At 44.7% G+C, this 17,417-nt stretch carries 9 protein-coding genes; 1 reads left to right on the top strand and 8 read right to left on the bottom strand.

Annotated elements, in window-relative coordinates:
* Positions 1-235: transposase (locus BMZ95_RS09440; protein ID WP_191981830.1), on the bottom strand; the 235-nt coding region annotated here is incomplete at its 3' end.
* Between the two features lie 317 nt (positions 236-552).
* Between BMZ95_RS09440 and BMZ95_RS09435 the strand changes: the two genes are divergently transcribed.
* A complete protein-coding gene (locus BMZ95_RS09435) occupies positions 553-3,222 on the top strand; it encodes a cation-translocating P-type ATPase (protein ID WP_046922398.1) in 2,670 nt (889 codons plus the stop codon).
* 325 nt (positions 3,223-3,547) lie between these two features.
* Here the strand turns inward: BMZ95_RS09435 and BMZ95_RS09425 are convergent, their stop codons facing one another.
* The 7 genes from BMZ95_RS09425 to BMZ95_RS09395 all read right to left on the bottom strand — a co-directional run bounded on the left by BMZ95_RS09425 (position 3,548) and on the right by BMZ95_RS09395 (position 16,295).
* Positions 3,548-4,372 carry a MurR/RpiR family transcriptional regulator gene (locus BMZ95_RS09425; protein ID WP_003691954.1) on the bottom strand — a complete coding sequence of 275 codons (825 nt, stop codon included), beginning with the start codon at positions 4,370-4,372 and terminating at the stop codon, positions 3,548-3,550.
* A gap of 9 nt (positions 4,373-4,381) precedes the next feature.
* Positions 4,382-5,365, bottom strand: a complete 984-nt coding sequence (locus BMZ95_RS09420) for a Gfo/Idh/MocA family protein (protein WP_046922397.1) — start codon at positions 5,363-5,365, stop codon at positions 4,382-4,384.
* Positions 5,362-6,009, bottom strand: coding sequence for a ribose-5-phosphate isomerase A (locus BMZ95_RS09415; RefSeq protein WP_046922396.1), 648 nt, complete (start codon positions 6,007-6,009; stop codon positions 5,362-5,364). The genes BMZ95_RS09420 and BMZ95_RS09415 overlap by 4 nt, the downstream gene beginning before the upstream one ends.
* Before the next feature lie 691 nt (positions 6,010-6,700).
* On the bottom strand, positions 6,701-7,354 hold the full coding sequence (locus BMZ95_RS09410; RefSeq protein ID WP_046922395.1) for a class A sortase: 654 nt from the start codon (positions 7,352-7,354) through the stop codon (positions 6,701-6,703).
* 12 nt (positions 7,355-7,366) lie between these two features.
* A complete protein-coding gene (addA, locus tag BMZ95_RS09405; protein WP_046922394.1) occupies positions 7,367-11,101 on the bottom strand; it encodes a helicase-exonuclease AddAB subunit AddA in 3,735 nt (1,244 codons plus the stop codon).
* A gap of 1 nt (position 11,102) precedes the next feature.
* Positions 11,103-14,615 carry a PD-(D/E)XK nuclease family protein gene (locus BMZ95_RS09400; protein WP_046922393.1) on the bottom strand — a complete coding sequence of 1,171 codons (3,513 nt, stop codon included), beginning with the start codon at positions 14,613-14,615 and terminating at the stop codon, positions 11,103-11,105.
* A 363-nt stretch (positions 14,616-14,978) separates the two neighbouring features.
* The gene (locus BMZ95_RS09395; RefSeq protein WP_046922392.1) at positions 14,979-16,295 is read right to left on the bottom strand and encodes a C1 family peptidase; all 1,317 of its coding nucleotides are present in this window, start codon (positions 16,293-16,295) and stop codon (positions 14,979-14,981) included.
* Between the last annotated feature and the right edge of the window lie 1,122 nt (positions 16,296-17,417).

The following is a 17,417-nucleotide window of genomic DNA, read 5'->3' as shown; positions in this document are numbered from 1 at the left end:
CGGTTAAGGTGATTTTGCCTATCCGTGTCTTGAGCTCGCGTTCTCGAGTGCCGTTGCGGCTGTCCGTGCGTTCTTCTGACCGTTCGTAAGGCTCAGCCTTGAGTTGAGCAGTGGATTCCGCCATCAGAATACTATTGAGACTTTTACGCAGCAGTTCGCGAAATGCCTGATCGTGATCCTTTGAAAGAAGTTGTAGAATTTCCTCTTGATTTAAGGTAATATTTAATTGAGCCATTTGTTTGTCCTCCTAGTATTATTTTGTTAGGTGATTTAATTATACCTGGGAGACGAGCACTTGGCTCTCTTTTTTTATCAATTTACACCATTATACGGGCATAACCAAAAGAAAACGGTTTACAGTCAAATTTCATAAATTTGTAACATTTTTTTGGACATATTTTTGCAATTTCTTTTTTAGCTCTGCATTTTCAATGAATCAAGCAACAATTATAATGATTCCATCGCAACGTTTATCTTTTGAAATTATCCTTGTTTCCGTGATACAATGCTTTTGTTAAGTAAATCACAAATTTACAAAAAGGGGGCTTTTACATGGAAACAAAATTCTTTAGTTTGACGGTCGAAGAAACGCTCCGCAAGCTTCATTCGTCCACAAATGGTCTAAGCAGCAAGGAAATTTTGACAAGACGAGAAAAAGATGGAGCAAACGTTTTGGAAGCGAAAAAGCATTCCACACTGCTTGAAAAATTTGTTGCACAGTTCAAAGACCTGATGATCATCATCTTGATGATTGCGGCGCTGATTTCCATGCTGGCAGGCGAGGTTTCAGATTCCATCATCATTTTTATCGTCGTGTTCCTGAACGCCGTTTTTGGCGTCTTTCAGGAAACAAAAGCCGAAAACGCAATCGATTCGCTCAAGGAAATGACCACGCCGTTTTCAAGGGTGAAAAGAGACGGCATTATTTCACAGATCAAAAGCACGGAACTCGTTTCCGGAGACATTATCTTGCTTGAAGCAGGCGATATCGTTCCTGCCGATGCCAGAATCATCTCACAAAATGCGCTCAGAGCAGAAGAAGCAGCCCTGACTGGCGAATCAGTTCCCGTTTCAAAGGACATTCGTCCCTTGACTGACGAAAATCCGCCGCTTGGAGAACGAAGCAACATGCTTTTCATGAATACTGTCATCGCCAACGGAACTGCAGAAGCGGTCGTGGTCGCAACCGGCATGAGAACTGAGGTCGGACACGTCGCCAAAATGCTTGATTCTGCGGAAGATTCAGTCACTCCGCTTCAAAAAAACATCGCCCACCTGAGCAAGGTTTTAACCGTTTTGATCTTGATTATCGCAGTCGTCATCTTTGTTTTCGGTGCTTTGACGAAACGAGAATCAATCCTCGACATGCTTTTGACATCAATTTCTCTGGCCGTTGCCGCAATTCCCGAAGGTCTTCCAGCAATCGTCACCATTACGCTTGCGCTCGGAACGCAGGCAATGTCCAGGAAAAATGCCCTCGTCAGAAAGCTTCCGGCCGTTGAAACGCTTGGAACTTGTGAAATCATCTGCTCAGACAAAACGGGCACACTGACTCAAAACAAGATGAGAGTTGAACAATTCTATGCAGATCAGACGCTGCAAAAGGCTCTGGATTTTGACAAAAAAAATGCCCCCAACCTTCAGTTAGCCATGATTCTTGCAAACGATGCCAAAGAATCTGAAAACGGACCGATCGGTGATCCAACCGAAACGGCGCTCCTTGATTTCTTTGTTGAAAACGGAGCTTCAGCAAAAATCCAAACGGTTCAGCATGACTATCCGCGTCTTGCATCGCTTCCTTTTGACTCAAACCGAAAACTGATGTCGGCAGTTGTTGAACACAAAGGGCAAAAAATTCTTTTCACCAAAGGCGCTGTTGACGAATTGCTCAAACGCGTCACCAAAATTGAAGAAAACGGGGACGTTCGCCCGATTAACGCAAGCGACAAGCAGCAAATTCTTGAAATGAACAAACAACTGGCCTTTCAGGCACTGCGCGTCCTCGGATACGCCTATAGACCGCTTGACGAACTTGACGAACTGACGTCTGAGAACTATGAAAAAGACCTGATTTTTACCGGAATGACCGGAATGATCGATCCGCAGCGTCCCGAAGTCGAAAATGCAGTGTTTGAAGCCAAAAATGCCGGCATCAAAACAATCATGATTACCGGTGATCACAAGGAGACGGCAAGAGCAATCGCAATCAGGCTCGGAATTATCGCAGAAAGCGACTTGAACGGCGTGATTACCGGAAGCGAACTTGACGAATTGAGCGATTCAGAGTTGCAAAAAAACATTGAAAAGTACTCGGTTTACGCCCGCGTTGCCCCGGAACACAAAGTCCGAATCGTCAAAGCTTGGCAGGCACGTGGAAAAATCGTAGCCATGACGGGCGACGGCGTCAATGACGCACCAGCATTGAAACAGGCAGATATCGGCGTCGGCATGGGCATCACCGGAACAGAGGCTTCCAAAAATGTGGCAGACATCGTTCTTGCGGATGACAATTTTGCAACCATCATCGTCGCTGTCAAAGAAGGTCGCAAAGTTTTTGCCAACATTCAAAAAGCCGTTCAGTACCTTTTGTCTGCCAATCTGGGCGAAGTGCTGACGCTGTTTATGATGACGATGCTCAACTGGTCGATTTTTGCGCCGGTCCAAATTCTTTGGATCAATCTCGTGACCGATACTTTTCCGGCAATCGCCCTTGGCATTGAAAAGTCTGAAAAAAACATCATGACTCAAAAACCACGCGGATCAAAATCAAACTTTTTGTCAAACGGCGTTGGATTCGCCATTATCTACCAGGGACTTCTTGAAGGCCTGCTGACGCTTGGCGTCTACCTTTGGGCCGTCACGTTCCCGGTCCATTCAGGTTCCGTCGCAATTCATGCCGATGCGTTGACGATGGCTTATGCGACGCTTGGGATGATTCAGCTGTTCCATGCGTTCAATTCAAAATCGATTCACGAAACGATTTTTACCAAGAAAACGTTCGAAAATAAATTTTTCAATCTCGCCGTCCTCGTTTCGGCAGTTTTGCTTGCTTCAACGATTTTTATTCCGGGATTGAACTCGATTTTCCACGTCTCTTCTCTTTCATGGATGCAGTGGAGCATCGTTTTGATGGCCGGAGTTTTGATGATTGTCATCGTCGAAACGGTTAAATTATTCACGCGACAAAAAATGTCGGTCAACTCTGATGAAGGAAGCAAATGATTTTTAAGGGCATATTTCAAAAAACGAGGATTTGCCCGTAACAGGTGACTGCATTTTACGGGCAAATCTCAGAAATCACCATTTTGCCCGTAACGGATGACTGCATTTTACGGGCAAATCTCAAAAATCGTCGTTTTGCCCGTAACAGGTGACTGCATTTTACGGGCAAATCTCAGAAATCACCATTTTGCCCGTAACTGATGACTGGATTTTACGGGCAAATCTAAAAAATCGTCGTTTTGCCCGTAACCCCCAAAAATTTTGCAATCTCAAAATGAACTGAAAACGACCAAGGATCCTAAAATCGGAAACCCTGGTCGTTTTTTTAAATCTTCTTATCCGCCATCAGCAATTCATGAAACTTGATTCGTTCAAGTCTTTTTGGCTCTTTTTTCAAAATCAGAATAAACATCGCCTCAATTGCGGAAACAAGCGCAAGCCGCGAATAATAGTACTCGGACATTAAAACTTTCGGCCGGGCAACGGTACGCCAGTGGAGATCTGACTTTTGCGCAATCGGCGAATTCTCATGGTTGGTGAGCGAAATCACCGTTATCCCCCTCTTTTTGGCCTCGTCAATCTGAACCAGCAGGCTTTTCGCTTCGCCGGAATTGCTGAAAACAAGCAGTACGTCTTCTTTTTGCAGGTTCATCGTCTGTGCCAATGCCGTCTCCCACGACGCTGAACTAAAAGCGAAGAGGCCGATCTGACTGAATTTATACACGGCATCTTCGGCGTTGGCATAGGTATTTCCCTCTGCAATCACCTGAATCGCCCGAGCATGCAGCAGTTTTCCACAAATTTTTTCACATGTTTCTTGTGAAATCTGTGAAAAAGTCTTTTCAAGCTCAATTTCCTTGTCTTTGACAAATTCACTCAACTGACCGCCAAAGTTTTCCTTTTCCACAGCCTGCGTCGTATTTTCCTCACTGACCCTCGCCAGCTCAATTTTCAGCTGGTGGAATCCCGCCAACCCAAGCGTCTTGCAAAAGCGCGAAATTGAGGCCAAACTGACACCCGCTTCTTCCGCCAATTCAGAAATCGTCTTATCCACAACCTCGATTGGATTTTTCAAAATCACGTGCGCAATTTTTTGATCACATGTGGACAACTCTGGCTGCTTATCGTAAATTTTATCGACAATCGTCATCACGACACCTTATTTCTCAAACGGAAATCTCATTCCCCATGAACTGCGAACCCCGTCCAAAATATGGGCCACGTCTCGACTCCAGCCGAGACGTCCTTCATCGTTTCCCTGTTCAACGTAACGCTGCATGTCCAAAATCTCATATTCAAGCGCCTGCTTCGTATCTCCTGCAGCAATCGTTTCAGAAGTCTGCGTGTGCGCATCCTCCGTGTAGGTGACGATTGCCTCTTCCGCACGCGGATAGTTCGAAATTTCAACATATCCTTTCGTGCCGGAAATCACGCCGCGCTTCGGCTGCTTGGCCCGAAACGACAGCGCCATGACGACCATCTGCTCAGACGGGGTTTTCAAAATAATGCCCGACTGCTCATCAACGCCCGTTTCATAAAATTTGACGGACGTCGTAATCGAATTCGGCTGTTCATCAAGGAACATTCTGGCAAATGCAGTTGCGTAACAACCAATGTCAAGCAACGCCCCACCGGCAAGCTCTTTTGAAAAATAGCGCTTGGTCGGATCGGGATCCTTCAGGCTTCCGAAGTTGACTTGAACGAGCTTGATCTCGCCAAGTTTTCCCGAACTGATCAATTCTTTGACTTTGTCATAAATCGGCATGTGATAAAGCGTAAATCCTTCCGTCAGGATGACGCCTTTTTCTTTTGCCACTGATTCCAGTTCATCAAATTCTTTAGCGTTGACCGTCAGCGATTTTTCGCAAAAAACGTTCTTGCCCGCTTCAAGCGCTTTCTTGACGAATTCGTAATGCGTGTTGTTGGGCGATGCCACGTAGATGATGTCGATGTTTTCGTCTGCAATCATGTCGTAAGGATTGACGTAGGCATGCTTGACGTTTTTTTCTTTGACAAATTCCGTCAAATGCGCCTCATTCGGATTGGCAGCCGCATAAATTTCGCCATTTATCTTATTCAAGGCATCTGCCATGTCGTGCGCAATCCAGCCGGTTCCGATAATTCCCCAATTATATTTTGTCATTTGAGATCTTCCTTTCTTAAGTGAATCGTTTTGCCTTTTTCCTCATAAATCACGTCCGTGCACAAATCAAAAAAAGATGACGTGCCAACAACTCCCGGCCATGTTTCAACATCTTCGGCGTCTGCTTGAGTGCATTTTTCATTATGCAGATCAAACAACAGATTGCCGCGACTCGTCTTGATTCCAGGACGGTTTTTAGCCTCAAAACCCGCTTGATCTGCCATTTTCAAAAAAAGATCCGCCTTGTCTTGTTCAACTTCTGCACAAATCGGCAGTTTGGCATTGTACGTTTTTCCGATACGCTCAGTCTTTGTCAGCAAGACGTACCGCGAGGCTTTTTTGGCCGCCTTCTTTTCATCAACGTGGATGCCGCCCATGCACTTTTGGGCATTCAAATTTTGCGTCGCATAGTCGCAACCGTCAAACGCCACGTCAATTTTTTCAACATCGTCCAACGCCACGATCTGGTAGTTCAGCTTATTCAAAATTTCCATCGTTTCAAGCGAAGGAGTCGTTACCTTCAGCGTTTTCCTTAAAGTTTCATCTTCATCGCACAAGTATTTTGCAAGCCTGACAACCGTGCTGCCACCTCCAAAACTCACGGTCATCTCAGGCTTGATCATCTTCATTGCTTCCTGCAGCATGTCGAAACCTCGCTTCCGTTGTGAAAATTATTTTCTTTCATCTAATGATCATGAAAACAATTTTAGTATAAAGCATTTTCCAACAACCGTCAATCTGCTCTTTCGCCCTCTTCGCGGAATTTTCGAAAAATGCAGTTTTGACTGGCAGCAAAGATTTTGTTATATTCCGAAATATAAAGCAACGATGCTCCGGTCAGCAGTTTGGTCTGCTTTCAGGGCCGCACGCTCCCATTTTGGACCGGGAGGTAGACTATTTTTCCAAATTTTGGAGATTTTGTTCTACTTTCGGAGCCGCGCGAGCCGGATTTGGAGTCGGCGGTAGAACATTTTTTCAAATTTTAGTGATTTTGTTCTGCTTCCGAGGCTGCGCGAGCTGAAATTTTACGGACAAACGGCCATTTTTATCCATTTTGTCCGTAATCGCCATTTTTCGAACAGGCCGTTCACGACAAAGGCTCAATTTTCATCGCTGTGTCCATATAAACGGCAGAGCTTTTGCCAAATGCAGCCCTGATAAATCAGCGCACCAGGCTCTCAGTCAAATTTACCTCCAAACTATTTTTGCTTGTTTCGATCATAAGCATGAGAATCGTCATGCATACGCAAAAAAACCGGATCAGATTTGCAATTGATGGCAAACCATCCGGTTTTTCAATTTGAGGAAGATTTTTCCCAGCCTCCCCAAAAAATTCTATTTATTGAAAACTTTGAGATTTTTCTTGTTTGCCGACTTTTTGAAAAGCAGCTCGCCCTGAACGATGACGCGCCTGCTTTCACCGGTCATCCCGGAAGCACAGGTAATCAGCGTGACGAGTTTTTGCCCCTGAACGTCGTCGATATAATTGGTATCATGCTTGTCAACGACGGTCTTCAGCGTCGTTTCGTAAACGTAGACGTGATGCTTGTCGGCCAAATAAATCTTGTCGCCTTTCTTCACGTTTTCCAATGGCCCGAACAAAAGCGAACCGTCTTTCATGTGATGACCCGCCAAAGCATAATTACCGATTCCCATCCGCTCGGTTTCCTTCATGGTTCCGGCACCGCGAACAAGGTTATAGTTGTCTAATCCCTTGAAAATCGGGAGCTTGACCTTGACACTTGGAACTGACAACTTGCCGATCGCATCATGATTTTTTGAAAAAGCCGCCTTGGCAACCATTTTGTTGTCAACGGCCCTTACCTTTTCGAAATCAAAGTTTCCTTTTGAATCATCATCTTTTACGGGCTGTTTAAGCGATGAATTCGTCATCCAGTCAACGATTAAGCACTTGATCTGCTCATTAAAAATCATCACGAGACCTGCCAGAAGCAAGATGACTGCGCCCGTAATTTTAAGTTTTTTCATTTCTTCACCTCTTTACAAGTCCACTGCTTTGCCCAATTGCATCAAATACAGATATTTTTCATCAACAGGCTTGTTCAAGATGCTCTTTAACGCCATTGAATAAAGCTCAATTTGTCCAGCATAGCGTTTTTTGACTTCGGGAACGTTTTCTTCAGCAGCATGATCCGTCTTGTAGTCAAACAAGATGACCTTCTTCCCGTCATCGACATAGCCGTCGATGATTCCGTGCACAAGCACCGGGTCCGATTCGCTCAAGCCGACAAAAATCTCATTTGCAGGAATCAGCAAGGAAAACGGAACTTCTCTTTTGACGAATTCATGTTTTTCAAGAATCGTCTTGCCCAGATCGGTTTCAAAAAAGCGGCAGATATCGCTGATTCGGATTCTCTTTGCGACCTCCTCATTCAAAATTCCGTCCTCGACCAATTCGGAAACTTCTTCTTTGACTGAAGATTCGCTCGGCTTTTTTGTCAGATCCAGTTTTTCCATCACCAAGTGAACGGCAGACCCGATCGCTGCGCCGCTGATTTTTTCTTCATGCACCATGAATTTTGGCAGTTCCATCTTTGAAACGAATCGATTGGCCTTTTCCTTTTCATTTTCGCTTGGGTCAAGCTTGCTCATCACCTTTTCGTCAGGATCCGCAAATGCCGATTTGATTTCAGAAACCGACTGGTATGCCGCAGTTTTGACAAGACCCTCATGCTCATAGCGATACGTCAGCACTTTGTTGATGAAGTCGGCATCATCTGCATCCAATTCTTCTTTAGCCTGATCTTTCAGCCATTTACTTAAATCAAGCGGCTGATTGTCGGCATTTTTCGACAGATCATCGAAGCTGATTTTTTCAAATTCATACTCGGCACTGAATTTGTCAAGATAATGACACGGTCTGACGTCATCATCACAATCGAACCTCTTGCAAAAATTCCGTTCGCGATAAAGGGCAGCACCGATCCAGTCCATAAAGCAAACGGCATTTTCGCGCACGTCAGCACTCAAAAGCAGATCCTCGCTTTTTTTTGCCTGTTTCCACTTGCTCAAGGCATCATCTTCGTCTTTGTATCCGGCCACGATGAAGAGTTTTTGTTCGGCACGCGTCAAAGCGACGTAAAGCAGGCGCATCTGCTCTGCGCAAAGCTTTCTTGCCGTTTTTTCCTTTGCGTACGACTGCATCGGAGTGACGGTTTCGACACGCGTTTTGCGATTGAGGCACGTGATCGACACGCCGTCCTTTTCATTCAGCAGATACTTTCCTTTCAGACTGTCAGTGTTGAAACGCTTTGTCGCATCAACCAAAAAGACCACCGGAAACTCCAGGCCCTTGCTGCCGTGAATCGTCATGACGCTGACGACGTCATCACTTGCTTCGTTTAACGCGGACGCCAGATCTTCGTTTTGATCCTGCATCTTGTTGATGAAGCGAATGAACTGAAACAGTCCTTTGAAACTCGTCTTTTCGTATGCTGCAGCACGCTCGTACAACGCATGAAGATTGGCCGCGCGCTGGCTTCCCCCGGGCATTCCGGAAACGTATTCCAAAAAATGCGTCTCATCGTAAATTTTCCAGATCAAAGTCGACAGCTCGTTTTGACGAGCCAAAGTTCGGAATCTTTCAAGCATTTCCATGAACTTTTTGACTTTATCATGCAATTCCTGGTTTTGACCGGGAGATTCTTCGTAAAATTTCAATAATGCCTGGTAATAGTCGCCTGAGCGGTCATTGATTCGAAGAAGCGCCAGCTCATTTTCATTCAGCCCGACGATCGGTGAGCGAAGCACGGCAACAAGCGGAATGTCCTGGCGCGGATTGTCGATCACGTTGAGCAATGCCAGCATGATTCGAAGCTCCGTCGTCTGAAAATAGTTTTCGGATTTTTGGACCTTGTAAGGGATTCCCAAACGTTTGAATTCTTCCGACAAAATCAAATGATTGCCGTGAGTTCCGGACAGCACGGCGATGTCTCCGTAGCTGATTTTTCTCATTTTCTTTTGCTTGCGATCATAGATTTCAAACCCTGAATCAACCAACTGCTTGATTTTTTCGGCCGTCGCCAGCATTTGTCCTTGCGCTGCGCTTTCGATCGTGAAGTCCGCATCCATCGACTCGTGATCTTCTGACGTCATGTCCCAGCGCATCTTTCCGGTTGTCTTTTCCGCGGTTTCGTTTCTTTTGTCAAAATACAGCAAAATTTCCGCCGTCGGTTGTTTTTCCGGATAATCGCTCGAACCGTACACGAGCTGCGCATTGTCGTCATAATCCATTTCGCCGACTTCTCGACTCATGATCTGACTGAAAATCAGGTTGGTAATTGACGCCACGTTTTTGACGGAGCGGAAATTTTCCGCCAGAATAATGCGTTGCCCATCCGAATCGTCATTTGCGTAGCGCCTGTATTTTTCAAGGAACAATCCCGGATCGGCCAGACGGAAACCATAAATCGACTGTTTGACGTCGCCCACCATGAACATGTTGCCGGGAGATTTTCTTGCAATCGTCGTTAAAATCGTTTCCTGCAGCTGATTTGTATCCTGGTATTCGTCAACCATGATTTCCGCATAGCGCTCTTCCAGATCTTGCCTGATGTCATCGTTTTTTTGCAGAATCGAAAGCGTATAGTGCTCCAGATCACTGAATTCAAGCACCCGTCTGCTTCTTTTTTCCGCTTGATAGGCAGCGGCAAACTTCAAAACAACTTCGCTGAGCTTTTTGACGATCCTGTATGCCTGCTTCAAGGCCTGTTCCAAATCGGTGCTTGAAACGGCGAAATATTCCGGAACGATTTTTTCCGTAAAGATTTTTTTGGCTTCATCGCGAATCAGCTTGACGTTTGCTTTTGTTTCCGTAAGCAGCGAATCGTCAGTTCTTTTCGTGCTCGGAAAACGCGCATAGCTCATTTCAGCAAAAGTTTTCTGCAGCGTGGCATAGTCTGCGCCATCTTCCAGCATTTTCGCATAATTTTCATACTGGTTGCCTTCATCTTCAAAAAGCGCGATCTGCTTTGCAAAAAAACTTTCGTCTTGTTCCTGCATCGTGACTCGTGCTTTTTCCATGTTGATCGCAAGCATCCTCAATTTTTCAACGAGCATCGGCAAAAGATTTTCCTTGAAAAATGCACTCTCGGTAAAGTCCTTCGTGCCAATCTGATACGTTTGAGGCAAGATTTTGATCCAATTTTCCGGATCAGGATTGACGTTTGCGAAATCAAAGACCCTCATGATGAGTTCCGTTAAGCCGTCATCGCTGCGATCGTTTGAGAAGTTTTCTGCCAGTTCGATAAAGTCTGCGTCATCTTGACCGTATAATTTTTCAAGCAGATCGTTTAAGACGTCTTCTCTCAGCAATCTTTTTTCGGTCTGATCGGTCAAAAGTCGAAAAGACGGATCCAGGGATGCCTTGTAGTAGTAATTTTGAATGAATTTGAGGCAAAAGGCATCGATCGTGCTGATGTCTGCCGTATTGAGCTTAACGAGCTGATTGATCAAAAAACCTTTTTGATGCTCATCTTCCGTTTGATTGCAAGCTTCCCTCAATGCCTTTTGAATTCGTTCCTTCATTTCCCTGGCGGCCGCTTCGGTGAAAGTCAAAATCAACAGACGATCAACGTCGATGCCGTGCTTGATCTTGTCAACCACCCGTTCAACCAAAACCCTGGTTTTCCCGGAACCGGCAGAAGCCGAAACCAAAATGTCATGTCCGCTTTCATGAATCGCTTGCGATTGCCCTTGAGTGAATTTAAAAGCCATCTTAATCCCCCTCTTTGATTGATTTCAAAATTTCCGTTGCGCCAACGGAAGGAATCACGAAATAACGATTTTCCGGAAGCATTGCATCAAACTGCATGATCGATTTGAACGGAGAATACTGCAAGGCCGTAACGCTTGAAGACCATTTGGCAGGATAAAGATCAATTCTGCCGTCAAAAATCATGTCGCAGGCATTGGCGATCATCTTGCGATTATGCTTGAGCAAAAGTTCCAGATTATCCGGTTCAATCAAAGTTTCCTGCGCATAATTGGTCGTTCGGTAGGTCCCGCCGGACAGACGCTTGAAAGGCAAAAACAGCGATGAGCTTTTTTCTTCGACCGTTTCGTCAAGCGTGCTCAACAAATCAGGATCAGACACCAACAGGCCCTGATATCCGTGGCTTGCAATGAGCGTTTTTTGCTCATCTGCTTTTACCTCGGAAGGCTTCAGCCGCGGATTTTGAAGGTGAAGGTACAAGGCTCCGGCCAATTTGGACTGTTCGTTTGGCAAAACCAGCTCAGCGTTTTGTTCCAACGCATCCAGATACGTCAAAAGCTGCAGCGCGATTCCATAATATGCCTGAGCATAATTGAATTTCCTTGCCCCCGATTTGTAATCGATGACGCCCAAATATTTATCTCCCGCACCGATCGTTTCGTCGATTCGGTCAATCTTGCCGCGAACGTTGACCTGATTGCCTTTAGGCGTCTTGATCAAAAGCCCTTTGAGTCCTTCCTCGACGCCGACGTGGCCAAACAAAGCCTCGGTTCTGAGCGTCCTGACGTGACCATAGTTTCTTTGATTGCGCACGGCCCAAAGCGTTTGTGACAGCGTGCCGTTCAAAAGCCGCTCGATAAAGCCCATGCGATTGGAGCTTTTTAAAATCATGAACTGCGGATCCTTCGAAACCAGACTGGTCGTTTCTTCAAAAATCTCGTTAAACTGCTCTGATGACAAATTCTTTAGCGTCAGGTTGTTTTTAAAAAGAAGCCGGAAAAACGCGTCAAGCACGGCATGAAAGTAGCTCCCCGTACTGGCTGCGGACATCTCAAACACGTCGCGTTCCATCAGCCCCAATCCGTATCTTAAGAAGTATTCATACGGATTTTTGTAGAAAGTCTCAAGTTTTGAAATTGACGTGTTCAATTCTTTGCCATAAAGCTTGCGCGCATTTTGTGCGGTCAGCTGTTCCGGAATATTGCGATAGCGCAAGCTGCTCATGACTTTTTCAGTCATTTCGGCGTCAACCGTCTTCATCTTCGCATAAACCTGCTTCCAAAAAGCCGGCACGGAATTCTTTTCATCGGCATGACGTCTGATTTCGCAAATCAAATCTTCAATCGTGCCCTTCGGCGTGCTGAGTTTGTCAAATTCAGAGATTTCAAGCTCTTCGAGCAAAAAATGCTGCTTGATTCGCTCAACGTAAGGCGACATTTTTATTCCGCCGTCCGCATCGTTTCCGTGAGGATACGTGAAAATCAGTTTTTCAGTTGGAGAAAGGAATGCCAGATAATTCAGCAACGGTTCCGACAGCATGCTTTTTTCCGAAGTCTCATCAAGCACCTGGTCCTCAGAAAGAAGCGCATTTTCAAGCATCAGACTGCGATCGCCGTCAGAAAGCAGCGACTTGTTTTGAATCCTGTCCGGCATGACCAGATCGGTTGAGCCGATCATGAAAACGACTTTGCGGTCAGTCGGCTGAACCATCCCGGTTTCAGAAATCGCCACTTCGTCAAGCGAGGCCGGCACCCTTCTGTATTCGCCAGCATCAAACCCGGTCTGAAGCAGGTTCAGGAAATCTTCTTCTTCAAACGGCAGATCACCGAGATTTTCGACAAATTCATCCATCATCTGACAAAAGAGATTCCAAACCTGCTCCGGACGTTCCGATTCCTGCAAAAGACCTTGTTCCATCAGATTTTGCCGCCAATCCTCAAGTCTTTTTTTGACTCCGTTGTCAACCAGGAAATTTACCAGGCAAACTGCGGCTTTTCGCCCGTTTTCGGCTTCGTCAATCTGCTTGAAAAACGGCGGCAAAATTTCTTTGACATAGTGCCTGATAACGTTTACTTCTTTTGTAATGCGATCTTCGGTATCGGTTCTCGTTCCAAAGTCGCTTTCGCCAAAACGATAGTAGATCCAATCTTTTTCTTTCAGCCAGGCACTTCCTTCGTAGCCGAATTTCAAAATCAGATTTTCGGTTTGATCGAGCATCCTGCGATAGGTTTCAACCTTTAAGTCTTTTGGAATCAACAATTCGGTCTTAAGCAGTCGCATCATGTCATTATAGCGATAATGACGTCGCTTGACCGCAAATAACGCATTCAGCAGTTCGACCAGGGGATGATCAGAAACCTTTTTTTGCAAATCAACGAAAATCGGCACTTTGGCTTTGGCAAAAATCGGTTCCAACACGTTTTTATACAAGTCCAGGTGTCTCGTTAAAATTAAGAAATCCTTGTATCGATAGCCTTCAACGGCAACCATTTGGCGAATTTTTGCCGCAGCAAACCTGATTTCTTCCGTCCGCGTTTTGGCACCATAGATTTTGACCGAATCATTTTCAAACGTTGCTTTTTCTTTTGCCGAGAATCCGGCAACGGAATCGATCCAGTAGTCTTCAAGCTTGCACAAATCTTGCGAAACCCTTGTTTTTTTTGCATAGGTATCAAGCATGACGGGGCTTTTGGACTTGTGAGCATGGACACAAAGCTGATAATACAAATTTCCGGCACGATAAAACAAGTCGCCTGACTTTGGCGGTTCGTCAACGTAAGGATGATTCAAAACCAGATCGACGACGACGCTTTCTGCATTTTTAATCAGCTTTTCAATCAACAGCATTTCTCTTGCGGTCATTTGGTTAAAGCCGCTGATCAAAAAACAGCTGTTTTGAAGGTCGATTTTCTCCAGATATTGCGTAAGTTCGGTCAAAATTTCCGTATTGGCCAGGTAGCGGCCGGAAGTCATTTCGATAAAACGTGTATAGACAAGCGCCAGATCATGCAGTTTGGACCTCAATAATGCTTTGGATCCCAAAGATTCTTTCGGAAGCTTTTCGACCATGTGCATGACGTCTTCCGGCATGATGCATCCGTTTTGAAGCTCCGTCATCTGTTTGGCAAGCTGGGTAATGAATCCGGGCTGTGACTCTTCACCGGAAAAAACCTGCAATTCATCTTTCAAATCACGCAAAATTCTGTAAATAATCATGTTTGATCCCGCTGAAGAAATTCTTGGAATCTGATATGCAGGCATATCTTTCATAAAATACCAAGCCAGACGCGTAAACGAAAAGACCTGCAAATCATGCGCCGCAAATATTTTTTCATCTTGAGAAAAAATTTGCCGCATGTACTTTAACGCATTGACTTCAGATTCAAATTTGATGTGGTTCGGAACAATATAATAAACCATCCGGTTCGGGTTTTCTTTTCGCCACTTGGCAAGCTGTTCAAAATCTTTTTGCTGATGATCTTTTGAGGCATTGCCTAAAATAAATCCTAAACCCAACTTGATCCCCCCGATTCAATTTAATGGTAACTACATTATAGCCTAAACTGAGCCGACAATGAAATTCCTCGTCTTGAAATTCACGCTGCCTTTGTTTGAGCGAGACAATGTTGAAATTTGCTTTCGATTATTCCGGACGCGGCTAAATCAAAAGCTTTAAAATTAAAAGGCATGCTGCTCTTTCTTGAAAGAAACTGTTCAAATATCAAAAGAAACTGCTCGTTTTGCCAATCAATAATGCCTTGTCGTCAACGTTGCTCAAAATTCGTTTAAATTGGCAAAGTCGATTCAAGCTCTGCATTTTAAAGCAAAAAAAGCTTAAAATCAGCAAGAACGTTGCCAATTTTAAGCTAAGAGCATCTTTTAGCCCAACGAATCCCACGGCTTAAGCGGCTCTGGCTTCGTTTGAGCAATTTCTTTTTGCCTGTCGGTTGCAAATTGCTTTAAAACGACGGCTTGATAGACGTAAGCATCAAACCAGGCATCCGTCATGATGAAGTAGCCCTTGTTGCCGTTCTTTTCGCCCCATGAGTTTTCGACCTTCCACTTGACCGGCTTGTCGTCTACAAGGTCAACTCCGGTAATCGCCATCGCATGCGAGCATTCGCCGACGCGCGTGGCCAGACGACCGGCCTTGTCGAGGTTCAGATCGATATCGAACAACTCGCCCTTCTTGAACAAATCCGTGTCAAGCACGCCGTTTTCTCTGTCCATGTCTTTTGAGACGTCGCATCCGAACCACACAGCCTTGCCGCCCTTGAGTTGGGCAATAACGGCAGCTTTGAGTTCTTCAATCGGAACGTTGACGTACGTGACGTGCTCGCCTTCAAAAAGATAATCCTGATTTGAAAGACTGTAATGCTTGTACATTTCGTGATCAGGCGCATTCGTCAAATCGATGTAATCGCTGAAATCGACGTGCACATACTTGTCGAAGAATTCTTTTGGAGTCAGATTTCTGTCAATGTGATACTGATTGTCGTCATCACGATATTCGAAGTCGAACTTAACCGGTGGCTTGCCGAATGCGTAAACCAGCATGCGGTAAACTTCCTTCATCTTCTCAAGCTTGAAAGCACGCATTTCTTCTTCAGTCTTGCCGGCTTTTTTCATCTTGCGGATCTCAAGCGCATCTTTTTTGATTTTAAGGTTCAAAACATCGTTCAATTCGCTCGTATTTTCGCTGACGAACGTTTCGGGCATCACGCTCTTCGGCACAAGGCCGTACTTGTTGATCAAAGTCGCTGCATTGGCAAACTGGCCGCCGTCTTCATCGCCCCATTCAAGCTCAAACAAATATTCGCGATCATCGTCGTCTCTTTCAGCGAGTCTGATCATCTTTTCGTAGAACATATTGGCCTTTTCCAAACGATCATAAAAGGAATCGTAATTTTGAGAAAATTCGAAGTCTTTAACCTTCAAATCTTTTGCCACCTGCTGACGAAGCGTATTGAGCGTTGAAAACAGCCAACAGCGTCCGCTCTTCTTTTGATTCGTAATTTTTCCGGTTTCGACTTCAACAGAAAAAACGTAATCGTGATTGGCTTTAGCAGCAAAATTCTTGCTTGCTGCCGTCACGCCGTTTTCCTGAACCGCCCGTGCGATTACGTCGGCACACGGAGTTTTTTCATAGGCACTTTGGAAATTTTCCAAATCTTCCTTTGTTAAATCTTTTGTCATCTTAAAATCATCCCTTTGTCACTATCAATTAATCTCAATCTTATCATTATTTTGATGCTTAAACAAGCGTTCTGATTGATGGATCGAGACTTTAGGAGAGGCTTTGAAAAAAGTCCCGTTTCTTACTTGAATTAGATGAAATGCCGAACAAAGGCGATCGGGTTGCGACTGACTTTGTCCGGCACTTTTAAATGCAGTACTGCTCAACCAATCTATCCAAGATCTCACTCAAATTTACGGACAGAAGACCCATTTTCATCGATGTGTCCGTAAACGGCAGTGATTTTAACAAATGCATCGCCTGATAAATCAGCGCGCCGATCTCTCAGTCAAATTTGCCGCCAAACTATTTTGGGTTATTTCCATCATGTAAGGCGATTGTCACGTATACGCAAAAAAACGGATCAGATTTGCAATTGATTGCAAATCATCCGGTTTTTCAATTTGAGACAGAGTTTTTTCAGCCTCTTAAAAAAGGAGAGGTTGTTTTTAGTCCTAACTGCAGATTTTTTGACGCTGCGATGTTGTTCAAAAATTATGAAGATCACCAACTTACTTCCGCTTCACAATTTATTTCGTCACTGCTCTGAGCGATTATCGCATTTGATAATTGGCAATCCTACACTATTACGAACAACCATCTGCTTTTGATGCTTGCCTTGCTGATTACGTTAATCTCGTTAATCATGGGTTTTTTATAAATCGGCAAAGCGATGAAACATTAATTAATTTAATTGACGTTGATTGTTATCGGTACCATTTTTTGTGTGCTTTTGGCGGCAGTAGTAGAACATTTTCTCAATTTTTGAGAATTTTGTTCTACTTTCAAAAACGCAAGTGACAGGAGCGAACGTGACGGCAGACAAAAATTGTTGAAATAGCGTGACTTTTGTCTTACAAGTCTTCATAAAGCATTTTTCTATGAGAAATCCAGTATCGTCAGCCACCTTCATATCCATTAGTCCATTTGTCTAGTCAAGTCCTAATTTGTGTGTAAAATATTTTTTCCCAGGCACCAGTTGTGCAGGGGATGCGAATGCATCCATGTCTGTCCACTATCACTCTTGAAGGAGCTGTCAAGGGTGCGCCATCTGCGCACCTCGAAGAGGTTCCCTTGACAGC

Origin of the sequence: Ligilactobacillus ruminis DSM 20403 = NBRC 102161, assembly GCF_900113455.1 — a bacterium.
Taxonomy (GTDB): domain Bacteria; phylum Bacillota; class Bacilli; order Lactobacillales; family Lactobacillaceae; genus Ligilactobacillus; species Ligilactobacillus ruminis.
The sequence above is the reverse complement of the archived record's forward strand: the minus strand, read 5'-3'. Positions and strand labels throughout refer to the sequence as shown.

What these genes read in the sequence shown, in the direction of transcription:
- BMZ95_RS09435 (WP_046922398.1), top strand. Translation starts at nt 553, where the DNA reads ATGGAAACAAAATTCTTTAGTTTGACGGTCGAAGAAACGCTCCGCAAG.
- BMZ95_RS09425 (WP_003691954.1), bottom strand. Translation starts at nt 4,372, where the DNA reads ATGACGATTGTCGATAAAATTTACGATAAGCAGCCAGAGTTGTCCACA.
- BMZ95_RS09420 (WP_046922397.1), bottom strand. Translation starts at nt 5,365, where the DNA reads ATGACAAAATATAATTGGGGAATTATCGGAACCGGCTGGATTGCGCAC.
- BMZ95_RS09415 (WP_046922396.1), bottom strand. Translation starts at nt 6,009, where the DNA reads ATGCTGCAGGAAGCAATGAAGATGATCAAGCCTGAGATGACCGTGAGT.
- BMZ95_RS09410 (WP_046922395.1), bottom strand. Translation starts at nt 7,354, where the DNA reads ATGAAAAAACTTAAAATTACGGGCGCAGTCATCTTGCTTCTGGCAGGT.
- addA (WP_046922394.1), bottom strand. Translation starts at nt 11,101, where the DNA reads ATGGCTTTTAAATTCACTCAAGGGCAATCGCAAGCGATTCATGAAAGC.
- BMZ95_RS09395 (WP_046922392.1), bottom strand. Translation starts at nt 16,295, where the DNA reads ATGACAAAAGATTTAACAAAGGAAGATTTGGAAAATTTCCAAAGTGCC.